General features: G+C 51.1%; 17 protein-coding genes. 16 read left to right on the top strand and 1 reads right to left on the bottom strand.

Annotated elements, in window-relative coordinates:
• Window positions 1–15 precede the first annotated feature (15 nt).
• Genes L9G74_RS01245 through L9G74_RS01225 form a run of 5 tightly spaced genes read left to right on the top strand, consistent with a single transcriptional unit; the run spans window position 16 to window position 4,398 of the window.
• Window positions 16–735: a thermostable hemolysin gene (locus L9G74_RS01245; RefSeq protein ID WP_238894460.1), complete on the top strand. Its 720-nt coding sequence runs from the start codon at window positions 16–18 to the stop codon at window positions 733–735.
• Window positions 736–747: 12 nt separating this feature from the next.
• A complete protein-coding gene (locus tag L9G74_RS01240) occupies window positions 748–2,214 on the top strand; it encodes an AMP-binding protein (protein WP_238894459.1) in 1,467 nt (488 codons plus the stop codon).
• Window positions 2,215–2,229: 15 nt separating this feature from the next.
• Window positions 2,230–2,928, top strand: coding sequence for an iron-containing redox enzyme family protein (locus tag L9G74_RS01235; protein WP_238894457.1), 699 nt, complete (start codon window positions 2,230–2,232; stop codon window positions 2,926–2,928).
• Window positions 2,929–2,936: 8 nt separating this feature from the next.
• On the top strand, window positions 2,937–3,767 hold the full coding sequence (locus tag L9G74_RS01230; protein WP_238894455.1) for an SDR family oxidoreductase: 831 nt from the start codon (window positions 2,937–2,939) through the stop codon (window positions 3,765–3,767).
• Window positions 3,754–4,398, top strand: a complete 645-nt coding sequence (locus L9G74_RS01225; RefSeq protein WP_238894454.1) for a tetratricopeptide repeat protein — start codon at window positions 3,754–3,756, stop codon at window positions 4,396–4,398. Before L9G74_RS01230 ends, L9G74_RS01225 begins: the two co-directional genes overlap by 14 nt.
• An 84-nt stretch (window positions 4,399–4,482) precedes the next feature.
• Here L9G74_RS01225 and L9G74_RS01220 read toward each other — a convergent pair whose 3' ends face one another.
• The gene (locus L9G74_RS01220; RefSeq protein WP_238894452.1) at window positions 4,483–4,983 is read right to left on the bottom strand and encodes a zinc ribbon-containing protein; all 501 of its coding nucleotides are present in this window, start codon (window positions 4,981–4,983) and stop codon (window positions 4,483–4,485) included.
• 118 nt (window positions 4,984–5,101) lie between these two features.
• Between L9G74_RS01220 and leuS the strand changes: the two genes are divergently transcribed.
• The 11 genes from leuS (at window position 5,102) to L9G74_RS01165 (ending at window position 16,867) form a co-directional block, all read left to right on the top strand.
• Entirely contained in the window at window positions 5,102–7,681 is a 2,580-nt protein-coding gene (gene leuS, locus L9G74_RS01215; protein ID WP_238894709.1) for a leucine--tRNA ligase, read from the top strand.
• Window positions 7,682–7,707: 26 nt separating this feature from the next.
• On the top strand, window positions 7,708–8,202 hold the full coding sequence (locus tag L9G74_RS01210) for an LPS-assembly lipoprotein LptE (protein WP_238894708.1): 495 nt from the start codon (window positions 7,708–7,710) through the stop codon (window positions 8,200–8,202).
• Window positions 8,202–9,233 carry a DNA polymerase III subunit delta gene (gene holA, locus L9G74_RS01205; RefSeq protein ID WP_238894450.1) on the top strand — a complete coding sequence of 344 codons (1,032 nt, stop codon included), beginning with the start codon at window positions 8,202–8,204 and terminating at the stop codon, window positions 9,231–9,233. The genes L9G74_RS01210 and holA overlap by 1 nt, the downstream gene beginning before the upstream one ends.
• Window positions 9,233–9,880 carry a nicotinate-nucleotide adenylyltransferase gene (nadD, locus tag L9G74_RS01200; RefSeq protein WP_238894449.1) on the top strand — a complete coding sequence of 216 codons (648 nt, stop codon included), beginning with the start codon at window positions 9,233–9,235 and terminating at the stop codon, window positions 9,878–9,880. Before holA ends, nadD begins: the two co-directional genes overlap by 1 nt.
• A 59-nt stretch (window positions 9,881–9,939) precedes the next feature.
• The gene (rsfS, locus tag L9G74_RS01195) at window positions 9,940–10,263 is read left to right on the top strand and encodes a ribosome silencing factor (RefSeq protein WP_238894448.1); all 324 of its coding nucleotides are present in this window, start codon (window positions 9,940–9,942) and stop codon (window positions 10,261–10,263) included.
• A gap of 5 nt (window positions 10,264–10,268) precedes the next feature.
• On the top strand, window positions 10,269–10,739 hold the full coding sequence (gene rlmH, locus L9G74_RS01190; RefSeq protein WP_238894446.1) for a 23S rRNA (pseudouridine(1915)-N(3))-methyltransferase RlmH: 471 nt from the start codon (window positions 10,269–10,271) through the stop codon (window positions 10,737–10,739).
• A gap of 36 nt (window positions 10,740–10,775) precedes the next feature.
• On the top strand, window positions 10,776–12,641 hold the full coding sequence (gene mrdA / locus L9G74_RS01185; RefSeq protein ID WP_238894445.1) for a penicillin-binding protein 2: 1,866 nt from the start codon (window positions 10,776–10,778) through the stop codon (window positions 12,639–12,641).
• Entirely contained in the window at window positions 12,628–13,728 is a 1,101-nt protein-coding gene (gene rodA, locus L9G74_RS01180) for a rod shape-determining protein RodA (protein WP_238894443.1), read from the top strand. The genes mrdA and rodA overlap by 14 nt, the downstream gene beginning before the upstream one ends.
• A gap of 11 nt (window positions 13,729–13,739) precedes the next feature.
• A complete protein-coding gene (gene mltB, locus L9G74_RS01175) occupies window positions 13,740–14,726 on the top strand; it encodes a lytic murein transglycosylase B (protein ID WP_238894441.1) in 987 nt (328 codons plus the stop codon).
• Window positions 14,713–15,540: a septal ring lytic transglycosylase RlpA family protein gene (locus tag L9G74_RS01170; RefSeq protein WP_238894439.1), complete on the top strand. Its 828-nt coding sequence runs from the start codon at window positions 14,713–14,715 to the stop codon at window positions 15,538–15,540. The genes mltB and L9G74_RS01170 overlap by 14 nt, the downstream gene beginning before the upstream one ends.
• 115 nt (window positions 15,541–15,655) lie before the next feature.
• A complete protein-coding gene (locus L9G74_RS01165; RefSeq protein ID WP_438944537.1) occupies window positions 15,656–16,867 on the top strand; it encodes a serine hydrolase in 1,212 nt (403 codons plus the stop codon).
• The last annotated feature ends 2 nt before the right edge of the window (window positions 16,868–16,869 follow it).

The following is a 16,869-nucleotide window of genomic DNA, read 5'->3' as shown; positions in this document are numbered from 1 at the left end:
CAGCGGAGTGGCTTTATGAATCAAGCATCTGGTAATAGCTATCCGTCAGTGGAATCGGCTTCCCAAGTTCTTGCGAGCATCACTGAACGACCTCTATTTACCCTTACCGTGCCACAGCAGTCACAACGCCAAGCTGCTGAGCAATTTATTGCCGAGCAATTCAAGTCAGTGCATCAAGCGCATATTCACCGCTTTATGCCGTTATTGCTGTCATTACTTACCCCAGAACAACAGATAGTCGCCGCCTTTGGCTTGCGTCCCGGCACCGAAACACCGCTGTTTCTGGAGCAATATCTGGCGCAACCGATTGAGCAGTTAGTTGCCAGCCAATTTAAGCAGCCGGTTGACCGATTGCGCTTGGTCGAAGTGGGCAACCTCGCGGTCACGCAAAAAGCCTATGGCCCGAGCTTAATGGCGGCATTAGCCACCCTGCTGCATTTATGCCAGTTTGAGTGGATGGTGTTTACCGCCACCAGCCAAGTACAACGCTTGATGTTAATGCTGGGCTTCTCGCCAATTCCGCTGTGTGTCGCCGATCCCGCCAAACTGCGTGACGACGAAGAGGACTGGGGCAGCTACTACCTGAATCAACCTACGGTGATGGTTGGCAGTATTAAAACTGCCATAGCCGTCGTCGAACAACATCCGCGGCTGCGTCGTATTCAGCAGCAACTGCTACCCGATATCACCCGCGCCGCGAATACCATTTTGCCGCAATTGCAGCAGTCACGTTGAGGTAATCACTAGATGACGTATACCTTTCAGCAGCTCGCCGAACAGTTTGCCGACCGCCCAGCCATCACTGATGGCGATTTGCAACTGAGCTATCAACAACTATATGAGCGAGTGCAAGCACTCAGTGAAACCTTTAGCGCCCTGCAACTGCGCAGCATCGCTCTGCACGGCGGCAACAGTATTGATTGGGTCGTAGTCGATTTGGCCTGCCAACAGGCCAACATTGTGCTGCAGCCACTGCCGCCATTTTTCTCACTAAGCCAGATTGACGCCTGTCTTGAACAGGCTGGCTCACAACTGCTATTGAGTGAAGATGCCGGTCTCGCCAGCAAACTGCAGCAAACCGTGTCGCTAATGAGCAGCCAAATTGCCCGGTATCATGCGGTCAGTATTACGCCCAAAAAGCCAGCACAGTTGCCGCAAGGCACCGCCAAAATCACCTTTACTTCAGGTTCGACCGGCAACCCCAAAGGTGTGTGTTTAACCACCGAACACCAATGGCGGGTAGCCCAATCGTTAGCGACCGTGACGGCGCTGAACCAACCCAAGCACTTAGCGTTACTGCCACTAAGCACACTGCTGGAGAATATCGCCGGTGTTTACAGTCCACTGTTGTGTGGCGGCATGGTGATTGTGCCGTCGGAGCAACAACGCGGCATGCTCGGCAGCTCGAAGTTAGATCATAAAGCCCTGCTTGCCTGTATCAGCCAATGGCAACCGAATAGCATCATTATGATCCCGCAGCTGTTACTGCTACTGGTGAATGCCTGTTTGCAAGGCTGGCAGCCACCAGCAAGCCTTCAATTTGTCGCGGTTGGCGGCGGTAAGGTCAGTCCGACGATGTTGGCGCAAGCGCACCAACTGGGCTTGCCAGTCTACGAAGGCTACGGCTTATCTGAATGTGGCTCAGTGGTCGCGCTGAATACCTCCACCCAACAAGTTGATGGCAGTGTGGGCCAAGTGCTGCCGCACTGTCAGGTCAATGTCGTCAACAATGAAGTGGTCGTCAGCGGCGCCTGTCATCTGGGCTACGCCGGCGTGCCGAGCAGCTGGTATCCGCAACAAGTTCACACTGGCGATCTGGGGCAATGCCGTAACGGTTGGTTGTGGATTAACGGCCGCAGTAAAAACCTGCTGATCTCCTCTTTTGGCCGCAACATCAGCCCTGAATGGGTTGAATCGGAAATCATGGCTGAGCCGTTTATGCGCCAATGTATGGTGCTCGGTGATGCCGAACCCTACTTAAGCGCCATTGTCAGTTGTAGCGAACTGGTCGATAACGTGCAACTCGCCAGCTACATGGCACGGGTGAATCAACAGTTACCAGACTACGCGCAAGTGTGGCATTGGCTGCGCGTCAGCCCCGCACAACTCGCACCATTTACCACCGCTAACGGCCGCCTAAAACGCGATGCCATTTTATCCGCCTTTGCCGACCAGATTGCCGCCTTGTATCACGGCGAATCTGCCGCTAGCTAATCATCGAGGTTTGTTATGACTTTTTATCAACAACTGCAACAAGCTACCGTGGACGCCCGCAATTACCTGTTAAGCGCGCCGATTATCCAACGCTGTTTGACCAGTGAAATCACCCTTGATGAATATGTAGCCTTTTTGCAGCAGGCCTATCATCACGTCAAACACACCTCGCCGCTGCTGATGGCAACCGGCGCCCGTTTGCCAGAAAGCAAAGAGTGGCTGCGCGCCGCCGTGGCGGAATACATTGAAGAGGAGCAAGGCCATCAAGAGTGGATCCTCAACGATATTGCCGCCTGCGGTTTTGATAAAGAAAAAGCCCGCCGCAGCACGCCAAACTTCAGCACGGAGCTAATGGTCGCCTATGCTTACGACATGGTGAATCGCATCAGCCCACTCGGCTTCTTCGGCATGGTCAACGTGCTTGAAGGTACTAGCATCAATATAGCCACGCTGGCCGCTGGTCGTATTCAATCCGCGCTGGATTTGCCTAATAAAGCCTTTAGTTACCTCAACTCGCACGGCGAACTCGATCAGCAACATATCAAGTTTTTCGAGGGGTTGATGAACAAGATTACCGATAGCGATGAACAGCAGTTGATCATTCATGCCGCTAACAACTTCTACCGCTTATACGGCAATATTTTCCGTGAGTTAAGCGGTGAGCAGGCGCAGTTAATCCAACTGTCCGCAGCGCCAGTAGCGCACGCGGTGTAAGGAGTGCTATGAACTTTTCTGAACAACGTTGGGTGATTACCGGTGCCAGTGGTGGTATTGGTGCCGCCATTGCCAAAGAGTTAGCACAGCGCGGCGCCACATTGCTGTTGTGTGGCCGCAACCAAATAAAGCTGGCGCACTTGAAAGCCAAATTGGTGGGCCAACATCAACTGTTTGTTGGCGACCTCACCCAAGCCTGTAGCTTGGGCGAATTGCAGCAAGCGGCCGACCGCTTCAACGCCAACGGGGTGATCAACTGCCTCGGTGTCAATCAACTGCAAACCTTTGTGCAAAGCAGCAACGCCGATATACGGCAGATGTTGGACACCAACTTACTTACGCCCATCAGCGTCTGCCAAGCGCTACTGCCACGGTTACAAACTCAGCCGAGCGCCACCATCGTCAATGTTGGCTCGATTCTCGGCAGTATCGGTTATCCGGGGTCGGCGCTTTATTGCGCCAGTAAGTTTGGCCTACGTGGTTTTACTGAATCGCTGCGGCGCGAACTGGCAGATAGCCACGTCAACGTGTTGTATTTTGCGCCGCGAGCCACCGATACCGAAATCAACAGCCCAGCGATGCAACAGCTTAACCAGCAGTTAGGCAATAAGAGCGACTCACCCATGTGGGTAGCACAACAACTGTGCCAACGCTTACAAAGCGCGCCCAAAGGTGCCGCTTATTTAGGCTGGCCAGAAAAGTTGTTTGTGCGTATCAACGCCCTCTTCCCCGGCCTTGTCGATGGTGCCAGCCTCAAACAATTGCCGATTATTAAACGTTTTTGTCAGCAACAGCCCAGCAGCTCGGCTGCCACAGGAGAACACCATGAAGCTTCTTAATGCATTGCTCGCGACCGCGTTGTTGGTCGGTTCGGCCAACAGCTTTGCTGAAGACACCGCCACCCCGTTACAACAATTGCAGCAACAATGGGCCACCAACAACTACCAACTCAAAGGTGGCGTACAGGAAAAAGCCTTTGAAAAACTGTTGGAAACCGCAGACACCACGCTAGCGGCCTATCCCGATGACGCCGAAATCTTAATTTGGCACGGCATCATTAACTCGACCTTTGCCGGTGTCACTGGAGGTTTAAGTGCCATGAAGTACGCCAAAATCGCTAAAAAAGATTTTGAAAAGGCGCTCAAGATTGACGACACCGCGCTGCAAGGTTCGGCCTATACCAGCCTCGGCGTGCTGTACTTTAAAGTGCCCGGTTGGCCGATCGGTTTTGGTGATGACGATAAAGCAGCGGAGTTATTGAAAAAGGCGTTAACCATCAACCCTGACGGGATTGATAGCAATTACTTCTACGGTGAGTTTTTACGTGATGATGGTCAATACCAGCAGGCAAAACCTTACTATGAAAAAGCCTTAGCCGCCGCCCCGCGTGCTGGCCGCGAAACCGCCGATGCTGGGCGCCGTGAAGAGATCAATAACGCGCTCGCCGATGTGAATAAACACATGAAATAAGCAGTGCTTGGTGATGTTTTCGCCGTCATTTCCCATTAAAAAACGCAGCCGAAGCTGCGTTTTGTTTTGTTTGTGGACTAATTCCTAAGGCTGCAACGCCTCACGAGTAAACTCACGGTTATCACAATGCGGACATTCCGGAATGATATCGGTAAATTCGATATTCATGGTATTGCCACATTTAGTACAACTTAAGGTGCCTTGGCTGACCACATCCCCCGCGTGGTAAAGCCCTTGTTGCTCAAACTGCCGTGATAACTCATGCCATTCCACTTGGCTACGGTCACTGATTTCCCCCAGCCAGTGCCAGAGCGAGTTTTCAAACTCAATCACACTCGGGCTGTAGCTCAAATCGCTGTCCATCTTTTGTTTGATAAACGAGGCGATATCACGCTTTAAAAAGGCTTCCACCAAGGTTAACTGTTCTTCGGTAGCCTCAGTCTTAAGTACCAGATATTCACGGCTTTGCGTGATCGCTTGGTACAAACCATTAATGCTGAGCGAGCTGTCTTGACGATATTGCTCTGCGACTTGGTCCAACAGCGCTTGATACAATCCCAGTAATTTTTCACTTTTCTCGTTCATGACCACGACTCCTTAACTCCGGTCTTTGTTAAAGACTCACTTCTGGTTTATCCTATGCGGATTTAAAGCGCCCCAAAGCGCCAAAATCACTTAATGGGCGGCAATGCCGAGAATCTTGATGCAAGAACAATACAATCCTTCAGAAATTGAAGCCCGCGTACAGCAACACTGGGCTGAGCACAAAACCTTTGAAGCAAAAGAAGATCCAAATAAAGAAAAATTCTACTGTCTTTCAATGTTTCCCTACCCATCTGGTCGCCTCCATATGGGGCACGTCCGCAACTACACGATAGGTGATGTTGTCGCTCGTTTCCAGCGTTTACAGGGTAAAAATGTGCTGCAACCTGTAGGTTGGGATGCTTTTGGTCTGCCAGCAGAAAACGCGGCCATCAAGAATGCGTCTGCCCCAGCGCCTTGGACTTACGAAAATATCGATTACATGAAAAACCAGCTGAAAATGCTGGGTTTTGGCTACGACTGGAGCCGTGAAATCGCCACCTGTACCCCGGAATACTACCGTTGGGAACAATGGTTTTTCACTAAGTTGTATGAGAAAGGCTTGGTCTACAAAAAGACCTCTTCAGTGAACTGGTGTCCAAACGACCAAACCGTACTGGCTAACGAGCAGGTACAAGATGGTTGCTGCTGGCGCTGTGACACCAAAGTAGAGCAAAAAGAAATTCCACAGTGGTTTGTTAAAATCACTGACTACGCCGAAGAACTGCTGAACGATATCGACACGTTGGAAGGTTGGCCTGAACAGGTAAAAACCATGCAACGCAACTGGATTGGCCGTTCAGAAGGTGTAGAAATGACCTTCGCGGTTGATGGTAGCGATGAAACATTCGATATCTACACTACCCGTCCAGATACCGTTTACGGCGTGACTTACGTGGCAATCGCTGCGGCGCATCCACTGGCAATCAAAGCGGCAGCTAACAATGCCGAGCTGGCAGCCTTTGTTGAAGAATGTAAACAAAGCACCGCCTCAGAAGCTGAATTGGCGACCATGGAGAAAAAAGGCGTGGCCACAGGCCTGTACGCTATCCATCCGCTGACAGGCGACAAAGTGCCAGTATGGGCAGCTAACTTTGTATTGATGAACTACGGTACTGGCGCCGTCATGTCAGTTCCTGCACACGACCAACGTGACTACGAATTTGCCGTAAAATACGGGTTAAACATCAAAGCCGTGATCAAGCCTGTTGATGGTGACGCTGACGTATCAACCGCAGCTTACACCGAAAAAGGCGTGCTGTTTGATTCAGCAGAATTCTCTGGCTTAGCGTTCGCCGAAGCGTTTGATGGCATCGCCAACAAACTGGAAGCCGCAGGCAAAGGCAAACGCCAAGTAAACTACCGTCTGCGTGACTGGGGCGTGAGCCGCCAACGTTACTGGGGCGCCCCAATTCCAATGGTGACCTTGGAAGACGGCACTGTGATGCCAACACCAGAAGATCAACTGCCAGTGATCCTGCCAGAAGATGTGGTGATGGACGGCGTGCAAAGCCCGATCAAAGCCGACAAAGAGTGGGCGAAAACCACAGTCAACGGTCAACTGGCGCTGCGCGAAACGGATACCTTCGATACCTTTATGGAATCAAGCTGGTACTACGCCCGTTACTGCTCACCAAAAGCAGACCAAATGCTGGACCCAAGCAAAGCCAACTACTGGCTGCCTGTGGATCAATATATCGGCGGTATCGAGCACGCGTGTATGCACCTGCTGTACTTCCGTTTCTTCCACAAGCTGCTGCGTGATGCAGGCTTGGTTAACTCAAATGAACCAGCAAAACGCCTGTTGACCCAAGGTATGGTACTGGCAGACGCCTTCTACTACACCGACGACAAAGGCGCGCGCGTGTGGGTATCACCACTGGATGTTAACGTTGAAGAACGTGACGACAAAGGCCGTATCGTGAAAGCGGTAGACAGCCAAGGCCATGAACTGGTGTATACCGGCATGAGCAAAATGTCGAAATCGAAAAACAACGGTATCGACCCACAACTGATGGTGGAAAAATACGGCGCCGACACCGTACGTCTGTTCATGATGTTTGCGGCCCCACCAGAAATGACGCTGGAATGGCAAGAATCAGGCGTAGAAGGCGCGCACCGCTTTATCAAACGTCTGTGGAAACTGGCCTTTGAACTGACGGCTGCCGGTACTGCACCAGCGCAGGATGTGAAGGCCCTGAATGCAGATCAAAAAGCGCTGCGCCGCGAACTGCACAAAACCATCGCTAAAGTGACTGACGATATCGGTCGCCGTCAGATGTTCAACACTGCCGTTGCTGCGGTAATGGAACTGATGAACCATCTGCAAAAAGCACCACAAGATAGCGAGCAAGATAAAGCACTGTTGGCTGAAGCATTGAACGCGGTAGTACGTTTGCTGTACCCAATCACGCCACACTTGAGCGCCACGCTGTGGACTGAGCTGGGCAACACTGCAGCGATAGAAACTGCGGCTTGGCCAGAAGTCGACGAAAGCGCCTTGGTGGAAGACAGCAAGCTAATCGTGGTGCAAGTGAACGGCAAACTGCGTGCTAAAATCACCGTTGCCGCTGATGCGACCAAAGAGCAAGTAGAAGCGTTGGCTATGGCTGAAGAACCGGTACAGAAACACCTTGAGGGTGTCACCATCCGTAAAGTGATTTTTGTCCCAGGCAAACTGCTGAACATCGTCGCTAACTGATAAGGGATTTCATGCTGAAAACTATGATGCGTTTGAAGCCTCTGACAACCTGCTTACTGGCACTGGTCATCATGACCAGTGCTGGCTGCGGTTTTCATTTACAGGGCAGTTATTCCATTCCCAAACAGTTGCGGGTATTGAGCCTGCAAACTCAGGATGAATATAGTGAACTGAGTCGCTTAGTCAGCGAGCGGCTACGCCTGCATAACATCAGCGTGCAACCTGTTAGCAAAGATCTGCCACGGCTAACGTTGATCAAAGACTCGCTGGAGCGTTCCACCTTGTCACTGTACGCCACCGGTAACGTGGCGGAATATGAGCTGATCTACCACGTAGATTTCAGCGTGGCGTTGCCAAATAAAGAAGCGCAAAAATTTACTGCCGAGATCCGCCGTGACTACCAAGATGACCCGCGCACCGCGCTGGCAAAAAGTCGCGAGATGAATCTGTTAGTCAAAGAGATGCGCGCCCAAGCGGCCGACTATGTGATTCAAACATTGGCTTCTATCGAGGTTAACTGATGCGGGTGTATCCGGATCAGTTGCCTCGGCAACTCAATAGACTCAAACCTTGCTATCTGCTCTTTGGCGATGACCCATGGTTATTAACCGCCGCCAAAGGGCAGCTTATCGAAGCGGCCAAAGCCCAAGGCTTTGAAGAACGCGTACAACTGGAACAAGACAACAGCTTTAGCTGGCAAGATCTCGCCAACGAATGGCACGCCATGAGCCTGTTCGCCAGCCGCCGCATCATTGAATTAAACCTGCCTAATGCCAAACCCGGCACCGATGGCAGTGCCATGTTGCAACAGCTATTGGCGCAGCCCAATCCCGATATTCTATTGATTATCACCGGCCCTAAGTTGGCGCGGGAACAACAATCCAGCAAGTGGTTTAAAAGCCTCGATCAGCAAGGGATTTTTGTGCCCTGCACCACGCCAGAAGGCGCGCAATTTCAGCGCTGGTTGGATGGCCGCACGCAGTTTTATCGGCTCAACCTGCAAGCCGATGCGCGCGCCCTGCTCGCCAACCTCTATGAGGGCAACTTGCTCGCGGCAGATCAAGCGTTGCAACTGCTGCAATTACTGGCAGCGAGTCGGCCAATTAGCGCCGATGAACTGGCGCAATATTTTGAAGATCAATCACGCTTTAACGTGTTCCAATTAGCCGATGCCTTGCTGGAAAATCAGCAAGATAAAGCGCAGCACATGTTGCAACAGCTCAAAGCCGAAGATACCGCCATGCCGATTATCCACTGGGCGGTGCAGAAAGAGTTGACCACCTTATGGCAACTGCAATTAGCCGCTAGCCAGCGTCAACCATTAGCGCCGCTGTATAACAAACTGCGTATTTGGGATAAGCGCCAGCCGCTGTATCAACACGCACTGGCACGACTGCCATTGGCAGCGATTGAGTGGATGTTATCGCTGTGTTCCGATTTAGAACTCAAACTGAAACAACAAGGGATTGAAGATTGGACCGGCCTAAGCCATTTGTGTCTGCTGTTTGATCCTAAAACTCATGCTCGTTTGCGAGCATTTGGACAGCATTAATGAGAATTGGCATTTTAGGCGGCACCTTTGATCCGGTGCATTATGGCCATTTACGTCCTGCTGAAGCGGTACGCCAACAACTGCAGTTAGACGAACTGTGGCTGATGCCGAATCGCATTCCACCGCACAAAGCCGCCACCAGCGCCACTAGCACACAGCGGCTAGCGATGTTAGCACTGGCGCAACAGGAGTTTCCGGCGTTTTCGATTTGCGATATCGAACTAACCCGCGATGCACCGTCTTATAGCGTTATCACCTTGGAACAGTTGATCCACGCCCAACCACAGCACACCTTCTATTTTATTATGGGCACCGATTCGCTAGTGCAATTGGCAACATGGCATCAGTGGCAGCAACTGTTTTCACTGTGTCATATAGTGGTGTGCGGTCGCAGTGGCTGGCAACTGACGCCAGATAATCCGGTATGGCCGCAGTATCAACAACGACAACTGAGTGCCAGTAACCATCTGACGCAGCACACAAATCTGCGGGCTGGCGATATCATCCAGATGGAGATTGAACTGCAGCCCTTTGCCTCAACGCAACTGCGTCAGTGGCTAGAGCAAGGTCAACTGCAACGCTGCTTAACCGCCGTCCCCGCCGCAGTGCTTGATTACATTGTTGCCGAACAGCTTTATCAGAGCTGATACAAACCTTATTTGCCGCTATACTAGCGCGCCCAATGAATTGAATGAGGAAACCGCGCGTGCAGAGCACGGAACTAAAAGCCTTTGTAATAGACAAAGTTGAAGACATTAAAGCGAAAGATGTAGTGGTACTGGATGTTCGTGAAAAATCGAATATCACCGATTACATGGTGATCTGTACCGGTACCTCGAATACCCATTTGCGCGCTATTGCCGATAACGTAGTACGTGCCGCCAAAGCCGCTGGCGTTGAACCGCTGGGCGTTGAAGGCCGCGATAGCAACGAGTGGGTGTTGGTTGACTTAGGTGATGTGGTGTTACACGTCATGCAAGACGCCGTGCGCGAGCAATTCCAGCTCGAAAAACTGTGGTCTGAAGTCTAAACGTTATGAAACTACAACTGATTGCCGTTGGCACCAAAATGCCCGATTGGGTCACCCGAGGTTTTGAGGAATATCAACGCCGTTTTCCGCGTGATATGCCGTTTGAACTGGTGGAAATCCCAGCGGGAAAACGTGGTAAAAACGCCGACATCGCCAGAATTCTGCACAAAGAAGGTGAAGCGATGTTAGCGGCGGTGCCCAAAGGTAACCATATCGTATCGTTAGACTTACCCGGAAAAAACTGGACCACGCCCGAGTTGGCCGACAACCTGAGCAAATGGCAACTCGACGGCCGCGATGTGAGTTTACTGATCGGCGGTCCAGAAGGGTTAGCGCCCGCGTGCAAACAAGCCGCGACACAAAGTTGGTGTTTGTCAGCATTAACTTTGCCCCATCCGCTAGTACGGGTAGTGGTGGCAGAAAGTCTCTACCGCGCGTGGAGCATCAATAATAATCATCCCTACCATAGGGAATAGTTGTAGCCGACAAGCGATAAAGGACGGAGAGACGTAGTGCTTCCAAAAAAGCGGATCACCATGCACAACCATGCGGCCGAGGCGTCTTTATTTAAACGTCGCGCATTGTTCACTTTTGTTAGCGTGTTACTGCTTATTGGCGTCCTTATTGGCAACCTGTATCACCTGCAAGTTACCGACTACAACGACTACACCACCCGCTCCAACGATAACCGCATTCGCGTGATCCCTATCGCGCCTAGTCGCGGCTTAATCTATGACCGTGACGGTAAAATGCTGGCAGAAAATCAGCCGTTCTACTCGTTGGAAGTGGTGCCAGAACGTGTCAAAGACATGCCAACCATGCTCGATGAGCTGAATAAGATTATTCCCCTCAGCGCTGACGAACGCGAAGATTTTCTCGAAGCGTTGAAATTCCATCGTCGCTTTAAGCCGTTGACACTAAAAAGCCGCCTGACCGAACAGCAAGTTGCCGAGTTCAGCGTTAACCAGTTTAAGTTTGACGGCGTGTCTGTTGAAGCGGGGCTGGACCGTTTTTACCCGCAAGGGATGTTACTGACCCATGTGCTGGGATATGTGGCACGTATTAATAACCGTGACCGAGCATCGCTAGAAAAAGCGGGTGTTTGGTCCAACTATGCCGCCACCAACAATATTGGTAAGCAAGGCATTGAAAAATTTTATGAAGAGCTGCTACATGGCAAACCGGGGCATATGGAGGAAGAGGTCAACAACCTTGGGCGCCACATTCGCACCCTCAAAGTAGAAGCGCCAGAACCCGGGCAAGATATCTACCTGACGATAGATTTGGCACTGCAGAAAAAAGCGATGGAATTGCTCGCAGGTCGGCGCGGCGCCATTGTGGCTATCGACCCACGTGATGGTGGCATTTTGGCGATGGTATCCAGTCCAAGCTATGACCCGAACCAATTTGTGCATGGCATTACCAGTAAGGATTACCGCGAGTTATTGAATTCGCCAAACCACCCGCTGATCAACCGCGCCACTCAAGGGCAATATGCGCCAGCGTCAACCATCAAACCGATCATGGCATTGATGGGCTTGGACGATAAAGTGGTGTCCGAGAAAACCCGCGTATGGGACCCCGGCTTTTGGCAGATCCCCGGCGTTGACCGTAAATATCGCGACTGGAAACGTTGGGGTCACGGCTGGGTAGATGTGTACAGTGCCATTGTGAACTCCTGTGACATCTACTTTTATGAGTTAGCCTATAAATCGGGCATCGACCGCATCAGCGCCTTTATGGGCCAATTTGGTTTTGGGCAGAACACTGGCATCGACATTTTTGAAGAATCAGCCGGTAACATGCCATCGCGCGATTGGAAAAAGCTCAAATACAACCAACCTTGGTACATTGGTGACACCATCTCTATCGGTATCGGCCAAGGCTATTGGACCACTACGCCGCTGCAATTGGCCTCCGCAGTGACCATGTTGGCGAATAAGGGCCAGCATTTCACGCCACATCTGCTGAAATCGATTAAAGATGCCACCTCTAAAATTGATACGCCTATCGATCAGCAACCGCCATTGATCTTGAACAATCAGCACAACTGGGATGTGATTGCCGAAGCGATGCGACAAACCGCCATCCACTCCCGCTTTAAAGATGCGCCCTATACCGCCGCGATGAAAACCGGTACCGCTCAGGTATTTAGCGTGGCGGAAGATGAGAAATACGATGCCGACACCATTGATGAAAAGCTGCGTGATAACGCCTTGATTGTGGCCTACGCACCGTTTGAGCAGCCTAAAATTGTTATCGCCATGGTGTTGGAAAACGCCGGTTGGGGTGGCGCCAACGCGGGGCCGCTTGCCCGCGAATTGTTAGATTCGTATATGCTGCGAGATCAGTGGGAGTTAAAAGATGCAGAACAATAAGCCCAACCTCTGGCACAAACTCCACATCGACCTACCGCTGCTGCTGGGTTTGATGGCGCTGATGGGCTATGGCCTATTTATTATCTATTCCGCCGGTGGCGAAGATATGGGCATGCTCGATCGCCAAGTGATCCGCATGGGCTTATCGCTGGCGTTGATGTTTTTTTTAGCGCAGATTAACCCCGAAGTTTACCGCCGCTGGGCGTTACCTATCTATGTGGCCGGGGTTGCCTTGCTGCTGGCGGTAACATTTTTTGGTGAGATTAACAAAGGCGCACAGCGCTGGCTTAACTTAGGTTTTATGGAGTTTCAGCCGTCGGAGCTGATGAAGCTCGCCTTTCCGATCACCATGGCGTGGTATATCAGTAAATTCCCGCTACCACCGAAGAAGCGCTACCTTGCGGGCGCGGCGATCATTTTGCTGATCCCCACCCTGCTGATTGCCAAACAGCCTGATTTGGGCACCTCTATTTTGGTGGCCGCATCTGGCGTATTTGTGCTGTTTCTTTCCGGTATGAGCTGGCTGATTGTGGGCGGCATAGTGTTGTCGGTATTGGCGTTTTTGCCGATTTTGTGGTTCTTTTTAATGCACGACTACCAACGCAATCGGGTACTGACGCTGCTCAATCCTGAAGCCGATCCGCTCGGCACCGGTTACCACATTATTCAATCCAAAATTGCCATTGGCTCTGGCGGTTTGTGGGGCAAGGGCTGGCTAGACGGCACCCAGTCTCAATTAGAATTTTTGCCTGAGCGTCACACCGACTTTATCTTTGCCGTGATTGGTGAAGAGTTCGGTTTGATTGGCAGCTTGTTTCTATTAGCGCTGTATATCTATGTGATTGGTCGCGGTTTGGTCATCGCATCGCGCGCACAAACCAGCTTTGCCCGCTTATTGGCAGGCTCAATCACCCTTACCTTTTTTGTGTACGTATTTGTGAATATCGGCATGGTATCCGGCATTTTGCCAGTGGTGGGCGTACCGCTACCACTGATCAGTTATGGCGGAACGTCGATGCTGACTTTGATGGCCGGTTTTGGCATCCTAATGAGTATTCACACCCATAGACGCTTTATCGACAGATAGGATCACTGTATATGCCGATGACTAAGCGGCTGCTCGCGCCGTTGCTGATGGCTAGTTTGTTAAGCCCAGCTGTGTTCGCCGCGCCCTCTCCAGAGCAGCTTGAGCAACAATTTATCGACAGCCAAAGCCAACAAGGTTTTACCCGTGAACAGGTGCAGCAATTTCTCGCCTCAGCCAAATATGAGCCGAAAGTGATTGAAGCCATCACCAAACCATGGGAAGCCAAACCGTGGTACAAGTACTACCCGATTTTTCTCACCGATGACCGCCTGCAAGCTGGGCTAAAATTCTGGCACCAGCATGAAGCCAGCATCGCCCGCGCCGCAGAGCAATACCAAGTCGACCCACAGATTATTGTGGCGATCATCGGTATTGAAACCAAATACGGTCAAGTAATGGGCAACTATCCGGTCAAAGATGCGCTGTATACCCTCGGTTTTTACTATCCGCCACGCGCTGATTTTTTCCGCCGCGAGTTCGGCAAGTTTATGGAACTCGCCCAGCACGAACGCTTAGATGTGAACAACACTCTCGGCTCCTACGCTGGCGCGATGGGCTTTGGTCAGTTTATTCCGTCGAGCTATTTGGCCTACGCCGTCGACTTTGATGGCGATGGCCGCCGCGATCTGCTCAACAGCCCAGACGATGCTATCGGCAGTGTCGCCAACTATTTTCATCGTCACGGTTGGCAACGTGGCGGCTTAGTCGCCCTGCCGCTAACCGCCAACAATACCCCTCGCGCCGCCATCTGGAGTGGTAAACCACTCGAGCAAACGGTGAACGATATTCTGTCTCCCGATGTGGCGCTGGCGCACAGTGTTGACCTTGATGTATCGCAACCGGCCATGTTGATCGCCTTAGAACAACCGGAGCAGCAACAATACTGGTTAGGTTTGAAGAATTTTTATGTCATTACCCGTTACAACCGTAGCCCGCTGTACGCCATGGCGGTATATCAATTCAGTGAACAGTTGAGGAAAGCCCATGCTGCGCAATAGTCTTTGTTGTATGTTGCTCGCGCTGCTGCTCGCGGGATGTGCCAACCAGAACACTAGCGACACGGGGAGCACTAATACCCAAAGCGGTCGCTACAAAATGGACAAAGATAAAGCGCCGGACGATGCGCCAGATCTGTCAAACGTGCAAGATGCTGAGCCGCGCTATGAACCTTATAGCAAGCAAGGTAATAAAGATTACGAGGTTTGGGGTAAATCATACCAAGTGATGCCAGATGCCGCTGGTTATAGCGAAGTGGGCATGGCCTCATGGTATGGCATGAAATTTCACGGCCATTTGACCTCTAACGGCGAAACCTACGACATGTACGCCATGTCTGCCGCGCATAAGAGTTTGCCGCTACCAAGTTATGTGCGCGTCACTAACCTGAAAAACAATAAAAGTGCAATTGTCCGAGTGAATGACCGTGGACCGTTCCACTCATCACGCATTTTAGATGTGTCCTATGCGGCCGCCTACAAGCTTGGCATGTTAGATACGGGGACCACCGAAGTTAAGGTTGAGGTGATCATGACCGATTCACCAGAAAGCCGCGCCGTATCCAACAGCAAAACCGTGAAAGTGAATTTCTATATTCAGGTATTTGCTTCCAGTTCCAAGCAAAAAGCGCAGCAATTGGCGGCACCGCTGGAGCAAAAATTCAGCTTGAAGAGCCGTATCATACAGCGCGATGACGTGTATCGCCTGCAGCTAGGCCCGATCAATAATGAAGATATTGCTAGCAAAATGTTAGATAACATTCGTCAACAAGGTTTCAATCAAAGCTTTATGGTGCGTGACGGCGTCACCAAATGAGCAAATATTGAGCGGTTTCATTAAGATGAAGGAACCTTCACTGATCTATGTTGTCCACTAATGGTATACTCGCGCTAGCCAACTTTAACTTACCAAGCGACGCAATCTGCCAATGATGAATTTTGTAAAACGTCCAATCGCTACACTAGCTGTCGTAGCTGGTGTATTTGTCTCAGGTGTTCAAGCTGAGCCAGTCCCTGTTCCTAATGCTGCTGTTACTCCTCAACAAGCGCCGATGGTGATTCCTGATGCGCCAGAAGTGGCAGCCAAAGCCTATGTGTTGATGGACTACAACTCAGGCCGCGTCATTGCACAAAGCAATGCTTATGAGCAACTGAACCCAGCCAGCTTAACCAAAATGATGACCAGCTACGTGATTGGTCAAGAGATTAAGCGCGGCAATATTTCGCCTGATGATGAAGTCACCATCACCAAAAATGCTTGGTCGAAGAACTTCCCTGACTCTTCCAAGATGTTTATTGAAGTCGGCAAAACCGTCAAAGTGTCGGATTTGAACCGCGGTATCATCATCCAATCGGGTAACGATGCTTGCGTAGCGATGGCTGAACATATCTCTGGTACTGAAGGCGCGTTTGTTGATCTGATGAACTCATGGGCCAAACAACTGGGCATGAAAGATTCACACTTCGAAAACGCCCACGGTCTTGATGCTGAAGGCCACCACAGTACCGCTTATGATATGGCGCTGCTGGGTGCGGCACTGATCCGCGACGTACCAAACGAATATAAGGTGTACAAAGAAAAGTCGTTCACCTACAACGGTATCACCCAATACAACCGTAACGGCCTGCTGTGGGACAACAGCATGGAAGTGGACGGCATCAAAACCGGTCACACCTCAGGCGCAGGTTATAACCTTGTTGCCTCAGCCACCAACGACGGTATGCGTTTGATCTCTGTGGTGATGGGAACTAAGAGTGAAGCCGCCCGTAAAGCCGAAAGCAAAAAACTGCTGACTTACGGTTTCCGTTTCTTTGAAACCGTGACGCCATACAAAGCCGGTGATGAATTTGTTAGCCAAAACATTTGGTACGGCGACACCGACACAGTGAAACTGGGCGTGTTAACTGACACTCCAGTCACCATTTATCGTGGTCAAGCCAAGAACCTCAAAGCCAACTTTGAGCTGGACCAAGAGCTGGTAGCGCCACTGCCTAAAGGCAAAACAGTTGGCCGCGTCTACTTCCAACTTGATGGTAAAGATATTGCCCAGTTCCCATTGGTCACTTTGAATGAAGTGAATGAAGGCAGTTGGTTCAGCAAGCTGATGGATTACTTCAAGCAGATGTTTAGTAAATGGTTCTAAGC

This window comes from Shewanella electrica, assembly GCF_022321485.1.
GTDB classification, from domain to species: domain Bacteria; phylum Pseudomonadota; class Gammaproteobacteria; order Enterobacterales; family Shewanellaceae; genus Shewanella; species Shewanella electrica.
This window is presented reverse-complemented; position numbering and strand designations above follow the sequence as displayed.